Source organism: Streptomyces sp. NBC_00433 (genome assembly GCA_036015235.1).
In the GTDB taxonomy this organism is placed as follows: Bacteria; Actinomycetota; Actinomycetes; order Streptomycetales; family Streptomycetaceae; genus Actinacidiphila.
This window is the reverse complement of the sequence record CP107926.1, coordinates 800,478-824,942: the sequence shown is the minus strand read 5'-3', so window position 1 is coordinate 824,942 and position 24,465 is coordinate 800,478. Positions and strand designations below refer to the sequence as shown.

Below are 24,465 nucleotides of genomic sequence, written 5' to 3'. Positions count from 1 at the left end.
CAGGACCGCTCCCGTCGTCCCCTCACCCTGGAGTGCAGCACGTGGACACCCAGCCCAGCGCATCGCCCGAACACCGCCCCAGCCGCAGGGGCTTCCTGGCCCTCGCCGCCGCGACCGGCGCCACCGCGGCACTCGGCGGCCTCCCGGCCTTCACGGCGTCGGCCGCCCCGCTGCGCCCCACCACCTCGCCACTGCTCTCCGACGCCGACGCCGAGCGCAACCAGCTGTGGTGGCAGGCACCGGGAGCGGCCGGCTCGATGATCGGCCAGGGCCTGCCGGTCGGCAACGGGCGGCTCGGCGCGCTCACCGGCAACGACCCGGCCGCCGAACTGCTCATGGTCACCGACGCCACCCTGTGGACCGGCGGCCTCAACGACACGCTCCAGGGCGACGGCCAGTTCCCCTACGGCCGCGACGACTTCGGCTCCCTCACCCTGCTGGCCCAGCTCACCGTCGCGATACCCGACCACGACCTGGGCGCGGTGAACAACTACCGGCGGGTCCTCGACATGGCCCAGGGCGTGGTCACCACGACCTACGACATCGGCGGCGCCCACTACCAGCGGCAGATCTTCGCCAGCCGCCCCGACGACGCGATCGTGCTGCACTTCTCCCAGCGCGGCGGCGGCAGTTACACCGGCACCGTCGCGCTGGCCGGCACCCACGGCGAGACCGCCACCGCGGACGCCGCCGCCCGCCTCGCCTCCTTCGGCGCGGCCCTCGGCAACGGCCTGAGATACGGCGCCGCCGTCACCGCCACCAGCAGCACCGGCAAGGTCGCCGTGCACGGCACGACCCTGGCCTTCACCGGGTGCGGTGACCTCACCGTCGTCCTCAGCGGCGGCACCGACTACGCCCCCGACGCGGCCTCCGGCTTCCGCGCCCCGTCGGTGGACCCCGAAGCCCTGGCCGGGACGAAGGCGCGGGACGCGGCCCGGCACTCCGCGACGACCCTGCTGCACACCCATGTCGCCGACTTCCGCGCCGTCTTCGGCCAGTTCGACCTCAGCCTCGGCAAGTCCTCGCCGGCGCAGCGCGAACTCGACACCTGGCAGAGGGTGCAGGCGCGCCACCGCGACGACGTCCCCGACCCGGAGCTGGAGGCGGCCTACCTCCAGTACGGCCGCTACCTGATGATCTCCGGGTCGCGCGGCAGCCTGCCGATGGGCCTGCAAGGCGTGTGGCTGGACGGCAACGACCCCGACTGGATGGGCGATTACCACACCGACATCAACCTCCAGATGAACTACTGGATGGCCGACAGGGCGGGCCTGTCCGGCGGCTTCGACGCCTTCGCCGACTACTGCCTGGCGCAGCTGCCCTGCTGGACCGACACCACCCGGCGGCTGTTCAACAGCCCGGCCAACCGCTACCGCAACTCCAGCGGAAAGATCGCCGGCTGGACGGTGGCGATCTCCACCAACCCCTACGGCGGCGGCGGTTGGTGGTGGCACCCGGCCGGAAACGCCTGGCTGTGCCACAACCTCTTCGAGCACTACGAATACACCCAGGACCGCTCCTACCTGGCGAAGGTCTACCCGCTGATCAAGGGCGCGGTGGAATTCTGGGAGGCGCGGCTGGTCACCACCACCGTCACCGACGCGTCGGGCGCCGCGCGCGAGGTGCTGATCGCCGACAGCGACTGGTCGCCCGAGCAGGGGCCGCTGGACGCCAAGGGCATCACCTACGCCCAGGAGCTGGTGTGGAATCTCTTCGGCCACTACCGCACCGCGACGCAGGCCCTCGGCCGCGACACCGCCCACAGCGCGGCCGTCGAGGCGCTGCGGGACCGCCTCTACCTGCCTGTGGTCAGCCCGACGACCGGCTGGCTGGAGGAGTGGATGTCGCCGGACAACCTCGGTGAGACCACGCACCGCCACCTCTCGCCGCTGTTCGGCCTCTTCCCCGGCGACCGGATCCGCCCCGACGACTCCACCCCGAAGGACATCCTGGCCGGCGCGACGGCGCTGCTCACCGCGCGCGGCATGAACAGCTTCGGCTGGGCCAACGCCTGGCGCAGCCTGTGCTGGGCGCGGCTGAAGGACGCGGAGAAGGCGTACCAGCTCGTCGTCACCAACCTCAGGCCGTCCGCGGACGGCGGCAACGGCAGCGCGATGAACCTCTTCGACATCTACGAGGTCGAGGCGGGCCGCGGCATCTTCCAGATCGACGCGAACTTCGGCACCCCGTCGGCGATCGTCGAGATGCTGGTCTACTCCCGGCCCGGCCGTGTCGAGCTGCTGCCGGCGCTGCCCGCCGCCTGGGCGGCCGCAGGCTCGGTGTCCGGCGTGGGTGTACGCGGCGGCTTCGTCGCCGACCTGGCGTGGCGCGACGGCAAGGTCACCCAGGCGACGCTGCGCAGTATCGGCGGCCGCACCACGACCCTCGCCGCCGGCGGCACGTCCCGCCGTGTGGACCTCAGGCCGGGGGAGTCCGTCACCCTGCGTCACCTGTCGTGACCGCCGGGGCGGGCGGGGGAAAGGCCCCGTCCGCCTCCGGTGTGCCGCCCACCTGCACAACTATGATCTCCGGCGGCTTGTCCGTGTGTGATGAATGCATTATCGTCTTGCTCATGTCCAGTGCACGCAGTGTCTTCGACGCGCCCACGGCCGGGGGAACCCCGCTCGTGATGTGTCGGCATGTCGACCTGGGCCACTGCAACGGCGACCTCTGTACGCCCTGACGCGTATCCGCCCCTGACGTCCGTCCCCCCGCCGCCCGCGTGAGCCGCGGCGGCGGTTCCTGACGGTCCGGGCGGTCATCCGGCGCTCTGCGCCAACGCCTCACCACCCGGCCCGGTCGTCCGCCTGCCGCTCCTGACCTGCCTCACCGCTGTCGAGAGCGCGGCACCAGCTGCACCGCGCCGGTCCACCCCCCCCGCGGGTGCCCGGCTGTGTCCGCTCTCTTCCAGGAGTCCTCCCTTGCCTGCCTTGCTCAAGAGAACCCCGTTCTGGGCCCAGATCCTCGGCGGTCTGGTCCTCGGAGTCGTCCTCGGGCTGATCGCCCGGAACGGCGACGTGAACTGGCTCACCGAGACGCTCACCCGGATCGGCAACATCTTCGTCCAGCTGCTCAAGCTGGCCGTGCCGCCGCTGGTCTTCACCGCCGTCCTGGTCAGCGTCGTCAACCTGCGCAACGTCACCAACGCCGCGCGGCTGGCGCTGCGCACGCTGATGTGGTTCTGCATCACCTCGCTGATCGCGGTGAGCATCGGCATGCTGCTCGGCCTGGCCACCAAGCCGGGCGACGGCGTCCACCTCAAGGCCGCCGCGCTGCCCGACGAGCTGCACAAGGGCAGCTGGGTCGACTTCCTCACCGGCATCATCCCCACCAACGTCGTGGACGCCTTCAGCAAGCCCAACGTGCTGCAGATCGTCTTCCTCGCCGTGGCGGTCGGCGCCGCCTGCCTGTCCGTGGGCGAGAAGGCCGAGCCGCTGATCGACTTCTCCAAGGTCGTGCTCGAGGTCGTGCAGAAGGCCCTGTGGTGGGTGATCCGGCTCGCCCCGCTGGGCACCCTCGGCCTGATCGGCAAGTCCGTCGCCACCTACGGCTGGGACTTGCTCAGGCCGCTCGGCACCTTCACCGTCGACGTCTACGTCGGCTGCGCGCTGGTGATGTTCGTGGTCTACCCGCTGCTGCTCGCCCTGGTCGGCAAGCTCAACCCGGTCAACTTCTTCCGCGGCGCCTGGCCGGCCATCCAGCTCGGCTTCGTCTCCCGCTCCTCGGTGGGCACCATGCCGGTCACCCAGCGCGTCACCGAGCGGCTCGGCGTGCCGCGCGACTACACCTCCTTCGCGGTGCCCTTCGGCGCCACCACGAAGATGGACGGCTGCGCCGCGGTCTACCCGGCGCTGGCGGCGATCTTCGTCGCCGAGGTCTACCACGTGCACCTGGGCATCGGCGACTACCTGCTGATCGCCTTCGTCTCGGTGATCGGCTCGGCCGCGACCGCGGGCCTCACCGGCGCCATCGTGATGCTGACGCTGACCCTGAGCACGGTCGGCCTGCCGCTGGAAGGCGTCGGCCTGCTGCTGGCGATCGACCCGATCCTGGACATGATGCGGACCGCGACCAACGTCGCGGGCCAGGTCCTCACACCGGTCCTGGTCGCGTCCCGCGAGAAGATCCTCGACCTGGACGCCTTCAACAACCCGCGTGACCTGGAGGCCGCCGACGAGTCGCCCGCCGACGCCGACGCCGCCGAGCGCAAGGAGCTGGTCGGGGTCTGACCCCCTGCCGGTGCCCGCGGCGGCCCCCGGTCCTCCAGACGGAGACCGGGGGCCGCCGCGTTCCCACCGCCGTCCGACCGGGCGGGTCAGAAGACGCGGACGGGGGTCTGCGCCGGGTCCGCCAGCAGGCCGTCGATCTCGTCGTCGAGGCGGACCAGGGTGACCGAGGCGCCGGCCATGTCGAGCGAGGTGCAGTATTCGCCGACATAGGAACGGGTGACGTCGATGCCGCGGTCGGCCAGCAGCCGGTGGGCGATGCCGTAGACCAGGTACAGCTCGCTGTACGGGGTGCCGCCGAGGCCGTTGACCATCAGCGCCACCTTGTCGCCCGACGCGTACGGCAGGTCGTCGGCGACGGCGTCGACCAGCTCGCGGACCATGGTGTCCGCGTCCCGCAGCTTCTCCCTGCGGCGGCCCGGCTCACCGTGGATGCCGACGCCCATCTCGACCTCGTCGGCGGGCAGTTCGAACAGCGGGGAGCCCTTGGCCGGGGGAGTGCACGCGGTCAGCGCCATGCCCATGGTGCGGGTCACCGAGTTGACCTTCTCGCCGATCCTGACCGCCTCGTCCAGCTCGGCGCCGCGTTCCGCCGCGGCCCCGACGGCCTTCATCACGAAGAAGTTGCCCGCCACCCCGCGCCGCCCCACCGTGTAGGTCGAGTCCTGCACGGAGACGTCGTCGTCGATGAAGAGGGTGCGGACCTTCGTGCCCTCGGCCTCGGAGAACTCCTGGGCCATCTCGAACGCCATCCGGTCACCGGTGTAGTTGTTGACCAGCAGCAGCACGCCCTTGGGCGACGCGACCCGCTTGATGGTCTCCAGCACGTAGTCGGTGGGCGGCGCGGAGAAGACGTCACCGGGGCAGGCCGCGTCCAGCATCCCCTTGCCGACGCTCATCACATGGGCCGGCTCGTGGCCGGACCCCGAGCCCTGGACGACCGAGATCTTGTCGTCGTCCGGGGCGTCCGCCCGCATGATCAGGTTGTACTCGGGGACGTACCGCAGGGTGTCGGGGTTGGCGAGCGCCAGCCCCTGCAGCATCTCCGGGATGTAGTTCTTCGGGTCGTTGACGAATTTCTTCATCGTGTCACTCCCTGTGTCGGCATGGGTCAGGTGGCTCGTCGGGCCCACTCGTCGGCCACGCGCTCGGCCATCACCGCGACCGCCACCGCGCCCGCGTCCGGCGAGCCGATGCTGCGCTCGCCGGTGTAGCTCGGCCGGCCCCGCATGGCCTGCATCGGGGTGGTGGCGTCGGCGGCGGCGCGGGCCGCCGTCGCGGTGGACCGCGCCAGCTCCGCGGCGCCGCCGTGGCCCGCGGCCAGTTCCTTCTCCAGCGCGTCCGTCATCGGGATCAGCGCGTCGAGCAGCGTCTTGTCTCCCAGGTCGGACTTGCCGCGGGCCTTGATGCCCTCGGCGGCCGCGCGCAGCATCGCCACCGCGTCCTGCCCGGTCAGCCCGGCCAGTTCCGCCGTGTCGTTCACCGCGCTCGCCGCCCGCAGGAAGGCGGTGCCCCACAGCGGGCCCGAAGTGCCGCCCACTCGCTGCGAGATGACCAGCGCGACCTTCTTCAGGAAGGCCGACGGCGTCGAGCGGTCGAAGCCGTCCCAGTCGGCGAGCACGATCTCGAAGCCGCGTGCGAGCGAGTAGCCGAAGTCCCCGTCGCCGACGACCGCGTCCAGCTCACCGAACTCCCGCTCGTTGTCGACCGCGGTCTGCGCCACGCTTCCGACGACGAATTCCAGGTCACTGACTGCTGGTGATGACGTTGACATGTCTCTCCTTGCGGTCGCGGCGTCAAGCGGCCTGCGGGGGCGCGACGCCGAGCAGGCGCCCGAGGTCGGCGAGCGTGACGTACGGTCCCGGTTTCACGCCGAGCGGGTCGTCGAGCACCCGCGCCTCGACCGGGTCGGGCGGCGGGGAGCCGAGCGTGCTGACCACCAGCGAGGCGCCGGTGAAGTCCTCGTCCCCGGTGTAGGCGCTGGTCGTGACGGTGCACCTGAGACCGGCGGCCAGGGCGGCGAGCAGCCCGTTGCGGCTGTCCTCGACGACCATCACGCCGGCGGCGTCCGCGCCGAGATGCTCCACGGCGTGGGTGTAGATGTCGGGGGCGGGCTTCTTGTGCCGCACGACGTCCCCGGCGAAGACCGAGAAGCGGGCGGCCAGTTCGCTGCCCATCGCCATGTCGAGCACCGCGCGCACCGAGGGTTCGGCGGAGGTGGAGGCGACCGCCAGCTCCCATCCGGCGCCCCGGGCCTCCTCGGCGAGCCGGCGCACCCCGGGCCGCGGCGGGATGCTGCCGCTCGCGATGATCGAGGTGTAGACCTCGGTCTTGCGCCGGTGCCAGCGGGCGACCTCGGCCTCCTGCGACTCCCGGTCGGCCGGCAGCCCGGCCTCGGCGACGAATTCCGGCGTCAGCAGCGTCATCATCCGCTCCTTGCCGCCGCCGACCTGCACCTTCTCGGCGTAGTCGGCGTCGCTCCACCGCACGGGCAGGCCGAAGTCCTCGAAGGTCCGGTTGAAGGCGGGCAGATGGCCGTAGCGCTCGGTGTCGGCGAGGACGCCGTCGCAGTCGAAGACGAGTGCGGGCATCGCGGTCACGCCGCCCTTCCGGCGCTGCCGAACAGCCGCATGAGCGAACCCGCCAGGTCGGCCACGTCACCGCCGACGTGCCGGAAGAGCGAGGGCGGGTCCCACTTCTGCTTCCGCGCGGCCTCTTCGAGGAAGGCCAGGTTCGACTTCATGAAGGTCTCCTTGAGCGCGGTGGAGATGTTGACCTTCGCGCAGCCGCGGGCGATCAGGTCGCGGAACTGCTCGTCGGACAGGCCGCTGCCGCCGTGCAGGGCGATCGGGATCGGGTAGGCGTCGACGATGGCGGTGACCCGCTCAGCGTCCAGTACGGGCGCCTGCTTGTAGCTGCCGTGCGCATTGCCGATGGCCGGTGCGAAGACGTCGACCTGCGTGGTCCGCAGGAATTCCAGCGCCACCGCGAGATCCTGCTGCTGGGCCGCGGTGTCGGAGCCGATGTCGTCCTCCACCCCGGTGATGGACTCGATCTCGCCCTCCACGTGGGCCCCGTACCGCCGGGCCTCGGCGACCACCTCGACGGTCTGCCGCATGTTCTCCTCGACCGGCATCCGCGAGGCGTCGAAGAGCACCGAATTCCATCCGTGCCGCAGACACTCGGTGATCACCTCGCGCTCCGGGCAGTGGTCCAGGTGCAGCGTCACCGGCACCTCGATACCGGCGGTCATCGAGCGCCACATCGCGTAGAGCACGTCGTAGCCGACCGCCTTGACCGTCTTCACGGACGTCTGGACGATCAGCGGCGACGAATTCTCCACGGCGGCGCCGAGGACAGCCTCCAAGGTGAGGTCGTTGACCACGTTGACGGCCGGCACGCCGTAGCGCTCCTTGTAGGCGTCGGACAGGATGTCGGTCAGCGGTACGACGGACACATCGACTCCCCGGGCTCGGGTTCGCCTGGCACTTCCACGCTAGGCGCCGCGGCCGCCCCGGTCAGCGGGGGTTCCCCCCATGCCGGGGCGGGAAATCCCCCCATGCCGGGGCTCAGTGCCCGGCGGCCCGGTGCGCCAGGACCGTGCGGTTGGGCGCCCCGGTCTTGCGGAGCACCGCCCCCACGTGCTTCTCGACGGTCTTCACCGAGATGGCCAGCCGGGCCGCGATCTGCTTGTCGGGCAGCCCCCGCTCCACCAGCGCCCGCACCTCCCGCTCCCGGTCGGTGAGCGGGTCGGGCGCGGGGCGGTCGCGGTCGGTGAGCCCGCGCAGGAAGCGCTCGGTGAGCAGCGCGTCGCCGCGGGTCGCGGCGAGCACGGCGCGGGCCAGCCCCGGCCCGTCCAGGTCGGTGCCCACACAGCCGCGGGCGCCCGCCCGCACCGCCTCCTCCAGCCGCTCGTCGCCGAGGTCGTCGGTCAGCATCAGCACCGCCGTGCCGGGGCTGGCGGAGCGGACGTAGGAGGTCAGCCGGACACCGTCGAGCCCGGCCATCCGCAGGTCGAGCAGCACCACGTCCGGCTCCAGCGCCCGCACCGCGTCGACCACCCGGCGGGCGTCGTCGACCTCGCCCACCACCTCGATCTCGGGCCCCGACCTGGACAGCAGCCGCGCGACCCCGGCCCGCACGACCGGCCGCCGGTCGACCACCAGGACCCGCCACGGCGTCAGCGCCGGGTGCGCGGGGTCGCGGCCGGCCGTGTACGGGATACGCGCGGTGAGCCGGGTGCCCCAGCCGGGCGTCGACTCGACGCGCAGATCCGCGCCGCGCTGATGGGCGCGCTCCACCATGCCGGTCAGCCCCGTGCCGCGCCGCCGCACCCCGGCGTCCGCCGGATCGAAGCCGCGGCCGTCGTCCTCGACGACCACCGCGACCTCGTCGTCCCCGTACATCACGCCCACCCTGACGACCTCGGCGCGGGCATGCGCGACCACGTTGGTCAGCGCCTCCTGCACCAGGCGCAGGGCGTGCGCGCCGACGTCCGCGTCCAGCCGCCGCCGGTCCCCGGTGACCACCAGGTCGGTCCGCAGCCCCGCCGTCGAGTGCGCCCACGCCAGCTCGACGGCGATCGCCTCGTCGAGCGAGTGCGCGTCCAGCAGCGCGGGGCCCAGGCCCAGTACGGTCCGCCGGGTGTCGGCCAGGGCCGCGCGGGCCACCGAGCGGGCCGCCTCCAGCCGGTCGGCCGCCGCTTCCGCGTCCGTGGACGCGAGCGGGCCGCCCGCGTCGAGGTGGCGCAGGATCGAGCCGAGCGCGCGGGCCACCGTGTCGTGGACATCGCGTACCACCCGCTCCCGCTCGGCGCTCACCGCGAGCCGCCTGACCCGCTGCTCGGCCTCCTGGTGCAGCCGGGCGTTGGCGATGGCGATGGCCGCGTGCCGCGCGAAGACGTGCAGCAGCTCGACGTCGCCCTCGTCGAACCGGGTGGTCGGGTCGGTGCTGAAGACGACGCACACCCCGATGATCTCGTCGCGCCAGATGATCGGTACGGCGACGGTCGCGTGCAGCCGCACCCGGTCGGCGGGGTCCACATGGCCGCCCGGCACATCGGCGTAGCTGTCGAAGACGCAGCTCCCGCGCCGCGCGACCACCGCGCCCGTGACGCCCTCGCCGAGCGGGAAGACCGCGCCCTCCTGGCAGCCGACACCGAGGTCGGCCTCCTCGCGGTACGTCCCGGCCCGCTCGTCCACGGTGCTGATCGAGCCCGCGCCGGCGCCCAGCAGGCCCACGGCCCGCCGCAGGATGCGCTCCAGCAGCGGCTGGAGCGCGAACTGCCCCGCGAGGTCCTCGACCGCGCCGCTCAGCGCGTCGACCTGCGCGGCGCTGCGATCCCGGGCAGCGGGGCCGCCCCGCGCGCGGGCCACCTTGCCGCGTGGGCCGCGCACCTCACCCACGGGACGACCACCTCGTCCGCATGCTCCTCAGGATAACTTCGGCGTGCCCGAAATGTCCTGACTCTCGTCCGGTCCTGGCGGCGACGCGGCCACGCCCGGCGGCGGTGCCATCGCCCAGCGGATCGCCCGGGTCAGGCCCCGGCCCGCCAGCCGTACCCCGGTCTCCTCGATCACCGGCAGATAGGGCACCCCCAGCGGCACCCGGGCCCACAGCGGGAGCAGGGCGACCGCGTTGGCGGCCAGCACCGCGTAGGGCGGGCGGGCCGCCCACGGCAGCGGAGGGCTGAGCAGCATGAAGCGGGCGGCGTCCCTGGCCTGCGGGGTGGCGCGCAGCTCGGGGCGGTAGGCGTCGAGCTGCGCGGCCAGTTCCGCCTGGTCGAGGGGCGGGTCCTGGACTCCCAGCGCACGGGCCACCCGGGCGGTGTCGGCGACGTACGCGTCATATCCGTCGTCGTCCAGCGGCCGGGCCCCGTAGCGCCGGTGCGCCCGCAGGAAGCTGTCCACCTCGGCGGCGTGCACCCAGCCGAGCAGGTGCGGGTCCGATGCCCGGTAGGGCTCGCCGTCCGGGGTGGTGCCGGAGACCCGGGCGTGGATGTCCCGCACGTGCGCGACGGCCTCCTCCGCGTCCCGCGCGGTCCCGAAGGTCGTCACGGCGAGGAAGGTGCTGGTCCGCTGCAGCCGGCCCCAGGGGTCGCCCCGGTAGCCGGAGTGCGCGGCGACGGCCGCCATCGCCAGCGGGTGCAGCGACTGGAGCAGCAGCGCGCGCAGGCCCCCGACGAACATCGAGGCGTCGCCGTGCACCGCCCGTATCGGCCGCTCGGCCCCGAACCACCGCTCACCGGCGGACCCGTGAATCCGCTCCCGCCTGGCATCCCCGTCCGGCCCGGCCACCCGCGCGAACAGCTCAGCCCCCACCCGGCGCCTTATCGCGCCGAGTCCGGGTATCTCCGGGTAGCCCACCACAGCCCCCACTCTACGACGCCACCCGCCTCCGGCGCGGTGGCCACGGCGGGGCCGTCCGCGGCGGCGGTGAGGCGTACGCCCGCCTCCGGCGAGGCGACCGGGACCGGTGGTTGCCGCGCGGCGATACGCCCCCGGGACGGGTGCGCCCGCGCGGACGCGAGCCTCACGGCGGCGTGACCCACTGGGCCCACGGCCGGCGCGCGAGACGCGGTCACCCTGCGGGGCGCCGGCGCGTACGCGAACCCCGCGTACCTCCTGCCGGCCGCCCGCAGGGCGTGTGCGAGGGTTCCCCCCGGTGCCGCGAGCGCGTGCGGGCGCACGTCCCGCGGGGCAGGATGGGCAGCGGATCGTACTGGCTCCGTCTGTGGAAGGTCTGGCCCCATGCCCTTCAGCCATCGCAAGGACCTCGGCCTGCTCGCCCTGCGTCTGGGGGCCGGCGGGGTGCTGCTCGCGCACGGTTCGCAGAAGCTCCTCGGCTGGTTCGGCGGGGGCGGTATCGACGGCACGGCCGCGGCCATGGAGAGCATGGGCTTCCTCCCCGGGCGGGAGAGCGCCATCGCGGCCGGCCTCGGCGAGGCGGGCGGCGGCGCGCTGCTGGCGCTGGGGCTCGCCACTCCGGTGGCGGGCGCGGCAGCGGCCGGCGCCATGGCCGGCGCGGTGGCCGTGCACGCCCCCGCGGGGTTCTTCGCGAGCCAGGGCGGCTTCGAATACCCGGCCTTCCTCGGCTTCGTCGCGGCGGGCCTCGGCCTGGCGGGACCCGGCTGCTACTCGCTCGACCGGCTCACCGGCCACCGGCTGAACAGTCCGGGCACGGTCCTGCTGGCCTTCGCGGTCAGCGCCGCCGCCGCCACCGTCGTGCTCAACCGCCGCACGGCCACGCTCGTGGCCGCCGGGGAGCCCGGCCCCCAGGCGGCAGCCGAGTAGCCGCACCGCACATGCGAGGAGGGGCCCCCGGCCGGCTGCCAGGGGCCCCTCCTCGCACGTCAGTGCCGGATCAGTCGGTCTCCGCCGACGGGATGTAGGCGCCGGGGACGTCGTCCGGGGCGAGGATCTTCTTGTCGCCGGGGTAGGGACTGGCCCAGTTGTGGGCCTGGTACCAGGTGAAGCGGTCCATCTGCTCGGGGTTGGCGTAGTCCGGGACCGCGTTCGGGCCGGTCAGCCGCTGGTGGGTCTTCCAGGTGTCCCACTGCGCCGCCACCTGCCGCTCGGCCGCGGGCACCGCGGTCGTGGCCGGCACCGTGGCGGCGGTGGGGTCCTGCGCCGCGGGGGTGTCCAGGCCGCAGGACGGAGCGGTGGCCAGGCCGTCGGTCAGCGAGGTGCGGTTGGGCACCGCGGTGAACGGCGTGTAGTTCGGCTTCTTGGTGAAGGCGCCGAACATCGGGGTGGCCGCGCTGTCCTTCTGGTTCATCGGCTGGATCCCGAGGATCTGCTCGATGGTGCGGACCATGGTGATCTGCGAGTAGTAGTGGTCGTCGACCGTGCCGTGCTGGGCGTAGGGGCTGATGACCTGCACCGGGGCGCGGTGGCCGTCGATGTGGTCCAGGCCGGCCTGGGAGTCGTCCTCGACCACGAAGATCGCGGAGTCCTTCCAGTACTTGCTGTGCGTGATCTCGTCGACCATCTTGCCGACCGCGAGGTCGTTGTCTGCGACAGCGGCGGCCGGGCTGGTCGGACCCCCGGTGTGGTCGTTGGAGAACCAGAACATGTTCAGGTTCGCCGGGCCGCTCTTCTCGAAGTCCTGCTTCCAGACCTGGTACTTGTACGTGTCCGGGACGTCGAGGTCGAACAGCGGGAAACCGGGCACCGAGACGCTGTTGAGCGAGGGGATCGCCGAACCCGTCGAGATCGGGTACGCCGAGGGGGCGCCGGTGGCGTCCATGGTCTTCGCGTCGCAGTACAGGTTCTGCCAGTTCGCACCGGCCGGCTTGCTCTCCAGCGACTGGAATTCGCCGAAGTCCTTCACCGACTTGCCCGCCGCCTGCGCGCCGGTCCAGATGAACCCGGTCTTCTGGTGGCCGAGCACGTCGTTCTCGGTGTCGTAACTGCGCGTGTACTCACCGGCCGACGACTCGGTGTATTCCGGGTTGTCGGACTGCATCAGCCAGTTGTGGCCCTCGGCCGAGTTCGTGCCGACGTCGTAGAAGTTGTCGTACAGCCCGAACTGCTCGGCCAGCGCGTGCTGGTTGGGCGTGACGTTCGCGCCGAACTGCGTCAGCGCCGGGTTGCCGTCGCCCTGCGGCATGTCGCCGAAGAGCTGGTCGTAGGTCCGGTTCTCCTTGACGAGCAGGAAGACGTGCTTGATCGTCGAGGGGTCGCCGATCCGCGCCGGCACCGGCACGGCCTTGGCCTTGCGGCCCTTGGCGGTGGTGACCGAGCCGTGGTCCCAGCCGTTCTGCCGGAAGACCTTCGCGGTCTGCTCCCGGATGACGCGGTCGGCGGGCAGCGTGAAGCGGGTGAGGCTGGAGGTGGTGTCGTGGGTGCCGTGCCCGGCCGCGGTGGTGGGCCGCAGGGCGTCGATACCGCGGGTGTTGGAGACCACCACCTGCTTGCCGACCGTGGTGATCTCGGCCGGGAAGTAGTCCGTCGGCAGCAGGCCGACGTAGCTGACCGGCTGCTGCGCCCCGGAGTATTCGTAGACCGCGACCGCGTTGGCCCGGCCGAGGGTCACCAGCAGGTGGCCGTCGTCGGTGAGCGTCACCGCGTTGGGCTCGTAGCCGACCGATGCCTCCGGCCACGGCTGGGTGGCGATGGTCTGCACGACCTTGTCGCGGGCGGCGGAGATGACCGACACCTTGTTGTCCGCGGTGTCGGTGACGAAGACCGCGCCGTTCTTGGCGTAGACCGCCGTCGGGTGCAGACCGACGTCGATGGTGCCGACGGCGGCGGCGGTGTCGGCGGTGTTGATGACGCTGACCGTGCCCGTGGTCGACGCACCGGTCTTCGGATTGGCCGGCACCTCGGTGCCGTAGGAGTTGATCGTGGTGTCGCCGGCCTTGGCCGGCCGGCCGCCCTCGTTGCTGACGTAGAGCTTGCTGCCCACCAGGGCCAGGCCGCGCGGGGCGGTGCCCACGTTCCAGCTGTGCGTGACGGCCCCGGTCGCCGCGTCGATGGCGACGACCCGGTTCTGGCCGTTGACCGCGGAGTAGACGGTGGCGCCGTCGGCGGAGAAGACCGCCGCGCCCACCAGTGCCTGCTTCGTACCGTCGGCCGGGATCGGGACGGCCACCGGGGCGGCCAGCGTGCCGTCCGCGTTGACCGTGAACCTGGTGTAGCCGTTGCTCTGGCCCAGCCACAACTGCTTGCCGTCGGGGGAGTACGACGGGCCTTCCTGGCCGACCGCGGCGCTCGGGATGCGCAGGCCGTCCGCGGCGTTGGTGCCGACCTTCTGCTTGACCGCACCGGTCTTGAGGTCCATCAGGACGAGCGCCGCGTCGCCGTCGGTGACCGCGGCCGCCAGTGTGCCGCCGTCCGGGCTGACCGCGGACGACATGATCTTGCCGTCGTTGATGACCGTGCGGGTGCCGTACGGATCGATGTACTGGTCGTCGGCGACGACCTGGCCCTTGGGGGTGACCTGGCCGACGTGCTGGGTGCCGAACTGCTGCGTCGAGGCAACAGCGGTGCCCGTGACGCCGAGAGCGACCGTGATGCACGCCGTCACCAGTGCGCTCCGGCGGCCGACACGCCGGCCGAGAAGGCTGACCTGCGCCTTCTCTCCGGTCCGGCGCTGTCGTACTACCTGCATGAAATTATCCCTTCGGGGTGGTGCGGAGCAGCTCGACATTGCCGTCGAACTGCCACAGCGGGTTCGGTGCGTCCCCGATCGGGGTCCGTACCAGGAAGTAGCCGTTCACTTCCTTCGGTCCGTCGCCGTCGGCCACGAATCGCCCGTCAGAGGTGATGTCGAGCTGGTAGATGGCCGTACCCACCGCCTGGACGCCGGGGAGGTGCCAGGACACGACGCAGCGCCAGTCGTTGCCCGCGCCCTCGGCGGTGCGCTGTCCGCCGCCCTTGTTGCAGGCCGCCGTGACCCGCAACTGCGCCTCGGTGACGGCGGGTCGGTTCAGCTCGCCGGTCTGCATGCGGTAAAGGTGGGCGAAGGCGACGGCGACCGAGCGCTGGACCTTGTCCTGCTCGATGCCGGAGCCCGTGGAGGGCGTCGCGACGGCGACCCCCGCGACGGTGGCGCCGAGCAGGGCGGCCAGCGGCAGTGCGCCGAGGGTCACCGCCCGCCGCCCGGTGCCGTCGTAGGAGGCGTTGGTGAAGTCGCGGCGGACGAAGACCGCGTAGGCCAGTGCGGTCGCGGCCACCGCCCACACCAGGCCGACCGCGACGCCGGTCATCAGCGGGCGCAGCTGCGCCGGGTCGGTGAAGAGCCCGTTCCAGGAGATGAAGGCGTAACCGGGCAGCGCGAGGCGTAGGGCCACCGGCAGCGGCAGCATCTGGGCGAGCTGCATGGCCAGCGCGACAAGTGCGGGCAGCAGCAGGCCCATCGGGGACCGCCCCAGCGCGACGGAGCCGAGCAGCCCGATCGCGGCCAGCGCCAGCGTCGGGGCCAGCACGCAGACCCAGGCGAGCAGCACCTTGCCCGCCGCGTCGGAGGGCGCGAGCAGGTGGCCGTCGAGGCCGACCAGCGGGTGGTCGCCGACGGCGAGGAGCCCGCCGCCCGCGCTGGAGCAGGCCAGGCCGGCCACGAGCAGCAGGATGACGGTGAGGCTGGCCAGCGCCTTCGCGGCGAAGATCCGCCGCGGCGACCTGACCGCCACCAGCAGGTGGCGCCAGGTGCCGAGCCGGTCCTCGGAGGCGAAGACGTCCCCCGCGACCAGCGAGGTCAGCAGGGGCAGCGCCCAGGTGCCGGAGAAGCCGAGGACCACCAGCGACCCGGCCCACCCGCTGGCGTGCATCCAGCGGCCGAAGAGGGTGTCGGAGGGCAGCGTGCTCTGCCGGCTCACCGCGGCGACGAAGAGCGCGGGCGCGATCCAGCAGGCGAGGACCACCAGGCGGATACGCCACTGGGACACCAGCTTGACCAGCTCGAAGCGGTAGCCCCGGGCAACCGAGACGCGGCGGACCCCCGCGACGTCTCTCCCGGCGGCCGGCGCGGTCGCTGTCACGGTCATCGGCCGGCCTCCTGCGGTTCTGTGAGGGCGAGAAAGGCCGCTTCCAACGGCGATACCACGGGGGCCAGTTCGCGGATCGCGACGCCTTTACGCACCAGCCGCGCGACCAGTTCGTCGAGGGCAGGCACCAGGGCGCGTACGACCAGCGCCTCGGCGCCGCGCCACTCCCCGGCGCCCTCCACGACGCGGACGCCGTCCGTGTCCGCGGCGAGGGCGCCGGCGGCCCGCGGGTCGGAGGTGAGCAGCCGGTAGTCCAACTCGCGGTTCTCGGCCGCCAGTTCACTCAACGGACCGGAGAAGACGACCCGCCCGGTGGCGAGGATGGTGACCTCGGAGCACAGCGCTTCCAGGTCGTCCATCCGGTGGCTGGACAGCACGACGGCGGTGCCCTCCGCCGCGAGGCGGGTCAGGACGCCGTGCACGTGCTTCTTGCCCGCCGGGTCGAGGCCGTTGGACGGCTCGTCGAGCACCAGCAGCCTGGGCTCGGCGAGCAGGGCCGCGGCCAGCCCGAGCCGCTGCCGCATGCCGAGGGAGAAGCCGCGGGCCTTGTCGTCGGCGACGTCGGTGAGCCCGACCTGGTCGAGCACGTCGTCGATCCCGGTGGTCCGCCCGCCGCGGCCGCCGCGGAGCGCGGCCAGCGCGGCGAGATTCTGCCGGGCGGTGAGCGAGGGGTAGAGCCCCGGCCCGTCCACGAAGCCGGCGACGCCCTCGGGGGCGGCGAGCGCCCGCCCGGCCGGGGTGTCGAGGACGCGGAGGCTGCCGCTGTCGGCGGCGGCCAGGCCCAGCAGGAGGCCGAGCAGCGTTGTCTTGCCGGCGCCGTTGGGCCCGACCAGGCCGTGGATCCGGCCCGGCGCCACATCGAGGTCGATGCCGTCGAGCGCGACGACCTCATCAAAGCATTTGGTGATCCCACGAGCCCGCACTGCGGGGGGAGTTTCCATGAGTCCCTTCTTCCACACGCCTCCCAGGGACCCTAGGGACCGCCCAAATCCCGTGCGCGGTCGAGCGGTTGAACGATGTCTGAACGAAAGGCGACGACCTCCCGCCACGGGCTCCGGCCCGATCGCGGCCGCCGGGCCCGTGACCACCGCGTCTTCGCGGGCGCGTCGCCCGGCGACGGACGGCCAGGTCCGCAGTGGCCACACGCGCCCCAGTGGTGTCGATCGCGGCGGCCGATTGCGTTCATCTTCTGGACGGTTGATGACTACTTCTTTATTGACGCTGCATAGCCCTGATGCTTCACTTCGTCCCTGAGAGCGCTCTCTCGCGGTTCAGGACCAACCGTGACCACCTCCCCAATCCACCACTCCAGGGAGAGCCGTGTCCGTTATTCCCTCTCGCCGTTCCGTACTGCGCGGGGCGGCCGTCGCCGCCGCGGTGCCGCTGGCCGGCGGTATCGCCGCCGGGTCGGCCGCCGCGTCGTCCTCGCACTCCTCGCACGACCGGCACCACTCGCACGACCCGCACCGGGGCCCCGACCTCGGGGCGAACGTCCTGGTCTTCGACCCCTCCATGGGCGACGCGGCGATCCAGGCGAAGGTCGACGCCGTCTTCGCCGTCCAGGAGTCCAACCAGTTCGGCGACGAGCGGTACGCGCTGGCCTTCATGCCGGGTACGTACAACGTCGACATCAACGTCGGCTTCTACACCCATGTGCTCGGGCTCGGCGACAGCCCCGACGACGTGCTGATCAACGGTCATGTCACGGTCGACGCCCAGTGGTTCGACGGCAACGGCACACAGGACTTCTGGCGGGCCGCGGAGAACCTGAGCATCGCGCCCCCGGACGGCCTGAACCGCTGGGCCGTCGCGCAGGCCGGGCCGATGCGCAGGGTCCACATCAAGGGCGACATCAACCTGATGCCGAGCCCGCCCGGAAACGGGTGGTCCAGCGGCGGTTACCTGGCCGACAGCGTGGTGGACGGCCAGGTGCAGTCGGGCTCGCAGCAGCAGTGGCTGTCGCGCAACGACACCATCGGCAGCTGGGTCGGCTCCAACTGGAACATGGTCTTCGTCGGCGTGCAGGGCGCCCCCGCCCAGTCCTTCCCCACGCCCCCCATGACGACCGTCGACCGTACCCCGGTCGTCCGCGAGAAGCCCTTCCTGACGGTGGACCGGCACGGCTCCTACCAGGTCTTCGTGCCCTCGCTGCGCACCAACAGCACCGGCACCACCTGGGCCCGCGGGCGGGCCGCGGGACACAGCATCCCGCTGTCGGAGTTCTTCGTGGCCAAGCCCGGCGACTCGGCCACCGAGATCAACCGGGCGCTGGCCCGGGGCCGGCACCTGCTCTTCACGCCCGGCATCTACAACCTGTCCTCGACGATCCGGGTCACCCGCGCCAACACCGTCGTGCTGGGCCTGGGCTACACGACGCTGCGCTCCACGCACGGCAACACCCTGATCGACGTCGCCGACGTCAGCGGTGTCAGCGTCGCCGGCGTGCTGGTCGAGGCCGCCTCCGCGCACACCCCGGTCCTGCTCCGGGTCGGCGACGGCAGCAGCCGCCGCCGCCACGACGGCGACCCCACCGTGCTCTACGACGTCTTCGCCCGGATCGGCGGCGCCATCGCCGGCGGCGCGGGCATCAGCGTGCAGATCGACAGCAACGACGTCATCTGCGACCACCTGTGGCTGTGGCGCGCGGACCACGGCCTCGACGGCACCGTGGGCTGGGCGGTCAACCCGGCCGACACCGGCATCCTGGTGAACGGCGACCACGTCACGACCTACGGCCTGTTCGTGGAGCACTACCAGAAGTACGAGGTCATCTGGAACGGCGACCACGGCCGGACGTACTTCTTCCAGAACGAGAACCCGTACGACGTCCCCACCCAGTCCTCCTGGGTGCACGGCACCACCAACGGCTACGCGTCCTACAAGGTCGGCGACCACGTGCGGAACCACCTGGCGTGGGGCCTGGGCAGCTACTGCTTCTTCAACCTCAACGCCGACATCTACACCGACCGCACCTACGAGGTGCCCGACACCCCGGGCGTCGTCTTCACCGACCTGATGACGGTCTGCCTCAACGGCGCGGGCGGCGGCGGCATGCTCCACTGCATCAACAGGAGTGGCGACCCCGTCCAGAACGGCTTCGCTGTCTACAACATGAAGAAGTACACGAACGGCGTCGCGACGGTCTGACCGCCGAACCACGCCGAGTCCGAGTCCGACGGTCGGGCGGGTCCCCCGTGGACCCGCCCGACCGGCCGTTCCCGCACGTCGGACGCCCGGCACGGACGCTCGCAGCAGTCGCCTGTTACGGTCCCGTGACCCTTTGGGCAACCTGCGATCACCTGGCACACGCAGGGTGAACCGCTATGCAGCACGCTAACAAACGCAGGTCACAGGCCACGAGGCCGGTCAGGGGCGGGAGAGCCAAGGGGCGCGCCCGCAGGCGCCGCCTGTCCACGCTCTTCGCGGTGGTGGCCGTGGGGCTGGCCGGCGCTGTGGCGGTCTCGCACACGTCGAACGGGACGTCGGACGCGGCGCGGGACGCGACGCCCGGCGCGGCGCCCGGCGCGGCGGCGGATACGGCGGCGGGCCCGACGGCGAGCAGCCGCCCTGACCCCGGCCCGCAAAAGGGAGACGGGGTCTTCAGCACCGCCACCGTGTCCGGCTCGGCGGTGGGCTCGGGCAAGGTCCGGCGCTACAAGGTGCAGGTCGAGCGGGGGACCGGCGTCTCGGCCGACAGCGCGGCCCGCGAGATCGAGCGGATACTCGGCGATCCCCGCGGCTGGACCGCCGACCGCCGCGACGCCTTCCAGCTCGTGTCGAGCGGTTCCTACGACTTCGTGGTGAAGATCGCCAGCCCGGCGACCGTGGACGCCATCTGCGGGGCCGCGGGCCTGCACACCCACGGCGAGGTGAACTGCGACGTCGGCGCCCAGGTGGTCGTCAACCTCAAGCGCTGGAACACCGGCTCACCGGAATTCCCCGGCCCCGTCGGCGAATACCGGGCGCTGATCATCAACCACGAGGTGGGGCACCGCATCGGCCACGGCCACGAGGGCTGTCCCGGTCCCGGGCGGCCGGCGCCCGCGATGATGCAGCAGATCGACGGCCTGCACGGCTGCGTCGCGAACGCCTGGCCCTACGACTCCCGGGGCCGCTACCTCGGCGGCCCCCACGTGCCCTGAGAACGGGGACGGACACCGCGAGCACCCCCCTATCCGGACACAACTCCCGGCCGGTTACACATAGTTGACGAATCGCCACAACCCCCCTGGTCCGCACGGGTTTTCGCGTGACGGCCCTTGTCCGTCCTGAGCACGGTGAACTACGGTTCTCAAATTAATGTGCGCCCGGCAAACCCGCGGTGGCGTGCATGTGAACGGGGGGTTCATGGACTTGGGTGGGTGCAGACGCGCGCGCTCGCGCAGGACGCTGACGGCTGCGGTCGCGGTCGTGGTCGTCGCGGCAGGGCTCGCGGCCGCCGGGCAGGCGGCCGCGGCGGCGCCGGCACAGGCGGTCAAGCCGGCGGTCAGGACGGCGCAGGCCGCGAAGAGCGGCGGCGCTCACAACCGCACGGCGCCGACGCAGAGCGCGGCGGCGGCCGAGGCCGCGAGCGCGGGCCGGAACGTGGAGATCAGCTCGCTGCGGACGGAGTCCAGCGAGACCTATGCCACCCCGGACGGCGGCATGGAGACCGACCAGCACCTGCGCCCGGTGCGGGCGCGCGTCGGCGGCGCGTGGAAGGCGATCGACAACACCCTCGTCGAGCAGCCCGACGGCAGCATCGCGCCGGCCGTGGCGTCGGTCGGGATGACCCTGTCGGGCGGCGGTTCCGCTCCGCTGGTGACACTCGACCGTGACGGGCGGAAGCTGGCGTACACCTGGCCTTCCGCGCTGCCCGCCCCGACGCTGCTCGGCGACACCGCCACCTACCGGAACGTGCTGCCGGACGTCGACCTCCAGGTGCGCGCCGACATCGACGGCTTCCACGAGCTGGTGGTCGTCAACACCGCCGAGGCCGCGCAGAACCCGGCGCTCGCGCAGCTGACCTTCGGGGTGCGGGCGACCGGTCTGGACGTCGCGCGCACCGCGGACGGCGGCCTGACGGCCACCGACACCGCGGGCGGCGGCGAGGTCTTCGCCGCACCGCAGCCGATCATGTGGGACTCCGGCACCCAGGCAACGGCGAGCACGGCGAAGAAGTCCAAGGCCGCGACCGCCGACGCCGCCACGGCTGGGACGGGCGCCGCGGACGACCCGGCGCAGGGCCCGACCGACACCTCGAAGATGGCGCCGATCGGCGTCGCGGTCGACCAGGCCGACACCCGGCTGACCCTGACGCCCGACCCCGCCCTGCTGACGGGCGCGGCCACGTCCTTCCCGCTCTACATCGACCCCCAGACGTACACCCCCAAGGCGGGGGACTGGACGATGGTGTCGAAGTACTGGGCGTCCAGCCCGCAATACCACTTCAACGGCGACTCGGACTCCGGCCTCGGCGACTGCGCCTGGTCCTACTGCGCCCCCTACGACGTGAAGCGGCTGTTCTACTCCTTCCCCACCTCGAAATTCGCCGGCAAGACGATCGTGGACGCCACCTTCGTCGCGCACGAGACGTGGTCGGCCTCCTGCAGCGCCCGCAAGGTCGAGCTGTGGCGGACGAAGGGCTTCACCTCGGGCACGACGTGGAATTCGTCCTCCGACAACTGGCTCGACCTGCTCGACACCCAGAACGAGGCGCACGGCTACGACGGCTGCGCGGCCTCCGACGTCGAGTTCAACGCCACCACCGGTGTGCGGTACGCGGCCTCGCACAATTCCTCGACCACCGCCTTCGGGCTGCGAGCCGACGACGAGGGCGACAAGTACGGCTGGAAGCGCTTCACCGACGACGCGTATCTGCGGGTGCACTACAACATGGCGCCCAAGCAGATCCCCATGTCGCACCTGTCGATGAGCCCCGGCAGCTCGTGCCACAGCCCGTCGGCGCCGGTGCGGATCCGCACCCTGCCGACCATCAACGCCAGCGACGTCACCGACCCCGACGGCGACCAGGTCAGCGTGCAGTTCGCCGTGGCGTGGGACGCCGGTGACGGCAAGGGCCTGACGACCCAGTGGATCTCGGCCAGGATCGGGCCGAAGAAGTCCGGGTCGACCTTCTCCACGAAGCTCACCGCGGCCCTGTCCGGCAGGACGATCCCGAAGAACAAGACGATCGCCTGGCAGGCACGGGCGGTCGACTACGACCAGGGCACCTATTACAGCTACTCGCCGTGGTCCTCCACCGGGTCCGCGACCAGCTGCTACTGGGTGTACGACACCAGCGTCCCGGCCGGCCCGGTGATCAGCTCCGGCGACTACCCGGCGGTCGACGACAGCGACCCGAACGACCCGTCGTACGACGGCGTCGGCCGGGACGGCGCCTTCAGCTTCGACTCGGCGTCCACGGACGTCGTCAAGTACTGCTACGGCGTCAACGCCGACCCGGTGTGCGACACCGACCACACGGTGACCACCACCGGCGGTGCGGCCAAGTCGGTGGAATTCAGGCCGACACGGGCCGGCACCAACTTCCTCTACGCACAGAGCTTCGACAGCGCCGGCAACGGCAGCGAGCCGGAGGAATACCAATTCCGCGTCAAGGAGGGCCAGCCCGCCCGCGCCGAGTGGCAGTTGGACGACGCGGCGGGCGCCACGCAGGCCGCGGGCACCGCGGGTGAGCGCACCCTGAGCGTGGTGGGCTCCCCGACGCTCGGTGCGCCGGGCAGGTCCGGCACCGCGATCGACTTCAACGGGACCGACTCCTACCTGCAGTCCGACATCCCGACCGTGCACACCGACGCCGGCATGACGGTGGCCGCCTGGGTGAAGCTCGACCGGATGCCGACCACCGCGGCGATCGTGGCCGCCCAGCCGGGCAACGACGCGCCGGGCTTCGAGCTGTACTACTCGCACGACCTCAACCGCTGGGTCTTCAACCAGTACAGCGCCGACACGGCCGCGGCCACCCCGGTGCGGGCGATGTCCGCGACGGCGGGCGGAGTCGCCGCCGGGCAGTGGTACCACCTGCTCGGGTCCTACGACGCGTCCAAGCACACCCTGGCGCTGTACGTGAACGGGACCCTGATGGGGACCACGAGCTACACGACGGCGTGGGACGCGCGGCGCGGCCTGCAGATCGGCGCGGGCAGCTACTCCGGGGCGCCGGCGTCCTTCTTCCCCGGCACGATCGACGACGTCAGGATCTACGACAAGGCCCTGGTCGCCGCCGACATCACGCACCTGGCCAACGGGCAGCCCATCGGCGGCGGACGCCCCGCCCGCGCGGTCTTCCCGCTGGACGAGCCGGCCGCGCAGGACGACGGCACGGCGACCGCCCAGGTGCACGGCAGGGCGGACGTCGACCCGGCGGTGCTGCACGGCGGGGTCAGCGCGGGCACCGCGGGAGCGCAGGACGGTGCGCTGAGCTTCGACGGCACCACCGGCTACGCGTCCACCGTGTCCTCGCACGTCGACAACCTCGACAGCTTCTCCGTGGCCGGCTGGGCGAAACTGTCCTCCAAACCCGACCACGCGGCCATCATCGCCACCCAGGTCGGGGCCCACAGACCGGGCTTCGAGCTGTACTACTCGGCGACCTACGGCTGGTCCTTCGACGCCTACACCGCGGACACCAGCACCGCCGGCATCGTCCGCGCCGCCCAGGGCGACACCACCCACTCGCCGGCCGGGGTGTGGACGCAGTTGCTGGGCTCCTACGACGCGAACACCGACGACATGCGGCTGTACGTCAACGGCGTCTGGGTCGCCACCACGAAATTCGCCGCCCCCTTCTACGGCGGCGGCGCGACCCAGATCGGCGCCGGGTCCTACGACGGCGCCCCGGGCAGCTTCTTCCCCGGCCAGATCGACGACGTGCAGCTCTACGACCGGGCGCTGTCGGCGCCGGAGGCGGCGTCGCTCTTCCACAACCAGCTCCAGGTCGAGGGACGCTGGCGGCTGGACGGCGCGGCGGGCAGCCCGCAGGTCTCGCCCGACTCGCTGTCCACAGCGGCCGACCAGCACCCGCTGACCCTCGGCAGCGGCGCGCGGATCGACGCCACCGGCGCCGCCGGCATGGTGGGCACCGGGGCACTGGTGCTGGACGGCACGGCGAACGGCTACGCGTCCACCAGCAGTTCACCGATCCACACCGACAGCAGCTTCACCGTCGGCGCGTGGGTGTCCACCCCCGCGCGGCCCACCAAGCCGGTGACGGTGATGAGCATGGCCGGCGCGACCACCAGCGGATTCGCGGTGCGCTACGTGCCCGACTCCGCCGATCCGGCGAACGCGGGCAGCTGGCAGTTGCGTACGGCCAACGCCGACAGCACCACCGCGGTCGTCTCGACCGCCTCGGACAGCAGCTTCCAGAACAACGGGGCCTGGGACCACATCGCGGTGGTCTACGACCTGATGGCCGGGCAGATGCGGCTGTACGTCAACGGCCAGCTCCAGCAGGCGCTCTGCGCCGACAGCGACGACGACGGCGTGCCCGACGACCCGTCGTGCACGGAGTCGGTGTCGTGGAATTCCTCCGTGCTGCCCTTCGACGCGACCAAGGGCCTGCAACTGGGCCGGGTCAAGACCGGCGCGTCCACCTGGGGCGAGTTCTGGCCCGGCGTGATCGACGACGTGTGGGTCTTCGGCGGAGTGGCCTCCGACACCCAGATCGCCGCGCTGGCCAGCGGAGTCGATCTGGACACCACCGCCGGGCCCTGACCCGGCAGCACCACGGGGGGCGGCGCGCGGGCA

The 24,465-nt window shown here is 72.2% G+C and carries 15 protein-coding genes; 6 read left to right on the top strand and 9 right to left on the bottom strand.

Features of this window, described 5'->3' with window-relative positions; all coding sequences use genetic code 11:
- The first annotated feature begins 41 nt into the window (after positions 1 to 41).
- Positions 42 to 2,459 carry a glycoside hydrolase family 95 protein gene (locus OG900_03325; GenBank protein WUH89264.1) on the top strand — a complete coding sequence of 806 codons (2,418 nt, stop codon included), beginning with the start codon at positions 42 to 44 and terminating at the stop codon, positions 2,457 to 2,459.
- 462 nt (positions 2,460 to 2,921) lie between these two features.
- Positions 2,922 to 4,229 (top strand): dicarboxylate/amino acid:cation symporter, encoded by a 1,308-nt coding sequence (locus OG900_03320; protein WUH89263.1) that lies wholly within the window; start codon positions 2,922 to 2,924, stop codon positions 4,227 to 4,229.
- Between the two features lie 86 nt (positions 4,230 to 4,315).
- Here the strand turns inward: OG900_03320 and dhaK are convergent, their stop codons facing one another.
- The 6 genes from dhaK to OG900_03290 form a co-directional block, all read right to left on the bottom strand.
- Positions 4,316 to 5,311 (bottom strand): dihydroxyacetone kinase subunit DhaK, encoded by a 996-nt coding sequence (gene dhaK / locus OG900_03315; protein ID WUH89262.1) that lies wholly within the window; start codon positions 5,309 to 5,311, stop codon positions 4,316 to 4,318.
- A 26-nt stretch (positions 5,312 to 5,337) separates the two neighbouring features.
- Positions 5,338 to 6,000 carry a dihydroxyacetone kinase subunit DhaL gene (gene dhaL / locus OG900_03310; GenBank protein WUH89261.1) on the bottom strand — a complete coding sequence of 221 codons (663 nt, stop codon included), beginning with the start codon at positions 5,998 to 6,000 and terminating at the stop codon, positions 5,338 to 5,340.
- 22 nt (positions 6,001 to 6,022) lie between these two features.
- A complete protein-coding gene (locus OG900_03305; protein WUH95599.1) occupies positions 6,023 to 6,817 on the bottom strand; it encodes an HAD-IA family hydrolase in 795 nt (264 codons plus the stop codon).
- Positions 6,818 to 6,822: 5 nt separating this feature from the next.
- Positions 6,823 to 7,683 carry a class II fructose-bisphosphate aldolase gene (locus OG900_03300; protein WUH89260.1) on the bottom strand — a complete coding sequence of 287 codons (861 nt, stop codon included), beginning with the start codon at positions 7,681 to 7,683 and terminating at the stop codon, positions 6,823 to 6,825.
- Between the two features lie 112 nt (positions 7,684 to 7,795).
- Positions 7,796 to 9,631, bottom strand: a complete 1,836-nt coding sequence (locus OG900_03295; protein WUH89259.1) for a response regulator — start codon at positions 9,629 to 9,631, stop codon at positions 7,796 to 7,798.
- A 27-nt stretch (positions 9,632 to 9,658) separates the two neighbouring features.
- Positions 9,659 to 10,594: a DUF2236 domain-containing protein gene (locus OG900_03290; GenBank protein WUH89258.1), complete on the bottom strand. Its 936-nt coding sequence runs from the start codon at positions 10,592 to 10,594 to the stop codon at positions 9,659 to 9,661.
- A gap of 381 nt (positions 10,595 to 10,975) precedes the next feature.
- Here OG900_03290 and OG900_03285 point away from each other — a divergent pair, with 381 nt between their 5' ends.
- On the top strand, positions 10,976 to 11,518 hold the full coding sequence (locus tag OG900_03285) for a DoxX family membrane protein (GenBank protein WUH89257.1): 543 nt from the start codon (positions 10,976 to 10,978) through the stop codon (positions 11,516 to 11,518).
- A gap of 70 nt (positions 11,519 to 11,588) precedes the next feature.
- Here OG900_03285 and OG900_03280 read toward each other — a convergent pair whose 3' ends face one another.
- Genes OG900_03280 through OG900_03270 form a run of 3 tightly spaced genes read right to left on the bottom strand, consistent with a single transcriptional unit; the run spans position 11,589 to position 16,655 of the window.
- Positions 11,589 to 14,339 carry a phosphoesterase gene (locus tag OG900_03280; protein ID WUH89256.1) on the bottom strand — a complete coding sequence of 917 codons (2,751 nt, stop codon included), beginning with the start codon at positions 14,337 to 14,339 and terminating at the stop codon, positions 11,589 to 11,591.
- Between the two features lie 4 nt (positions 14,340 to 14,343).
- A complete protein-coding gene (locus tag OG900_03275) occupies positions 14,344 to 15,714 on the bottom strand; it encodes an ABC transporter permease (GenBank protein WUH89255.1) in 1,371 nt (456 codons plus the stop codon).
- The gene (locus OG900_03270) at positions 15,711 to 16,655 is read right to left on the bottom strand and encodes an ABC transporter ATP-binding protein (GenBank protein ID WUH89254.1); all 945 of its coding nucleotides are present in this window, start codon (positions 16,653 to 16,655) and stop codon (positions 15,711 to 15,713) included. The genes OG900_03275 and OG900_03270 overlap by 4 nt, the downstream gene beginning before the upstream one ends.
- 379 nt (positions 16,656 to 17,034) lie before the next feature.
- Between OG900_03270 and OG900_03265 the strand changes: the two genes are divergently transcribed.
- From OG900_03265 to OG900_03255, 3 genes are all read left to right on the top strand, one after another.
- Entirely contained in the window at positions 17,035 to 18,861 is a 1,827-nt protein-coding gene (locus OG900_03265; protein ID WUH89253.1) for an adenylyl cyclase, read from the top strand.
- Between the two features lie 176 nt (positions 18,862 to 19,037).
- On the top strand, positions 19,038 to 19,856 hold the full coding sequence (locus OG900_03260; protein ID WUH89252.1) for a DUF3152 domain-containing protein: 819 nt from the start codon (positions 19,038 to 19,040) through the stop codon (positions 19,854 to 19,856).
- 268 nt (positions 19,857 to 20,124) lie between these two features.
- Positions 20,125 to 24,432, top strand: coding sequence for a LamG domain-containing protein (locus OG900_03255; protein ID WUH89251.1), 4,308 nt, complete (start codon positions 20,125 to 20,127; stop codon positions 24,430 to 24,432).
- The last annotated feature ends 33 nt before the right edge of the window (positions 24,433 to 24,465 follow it).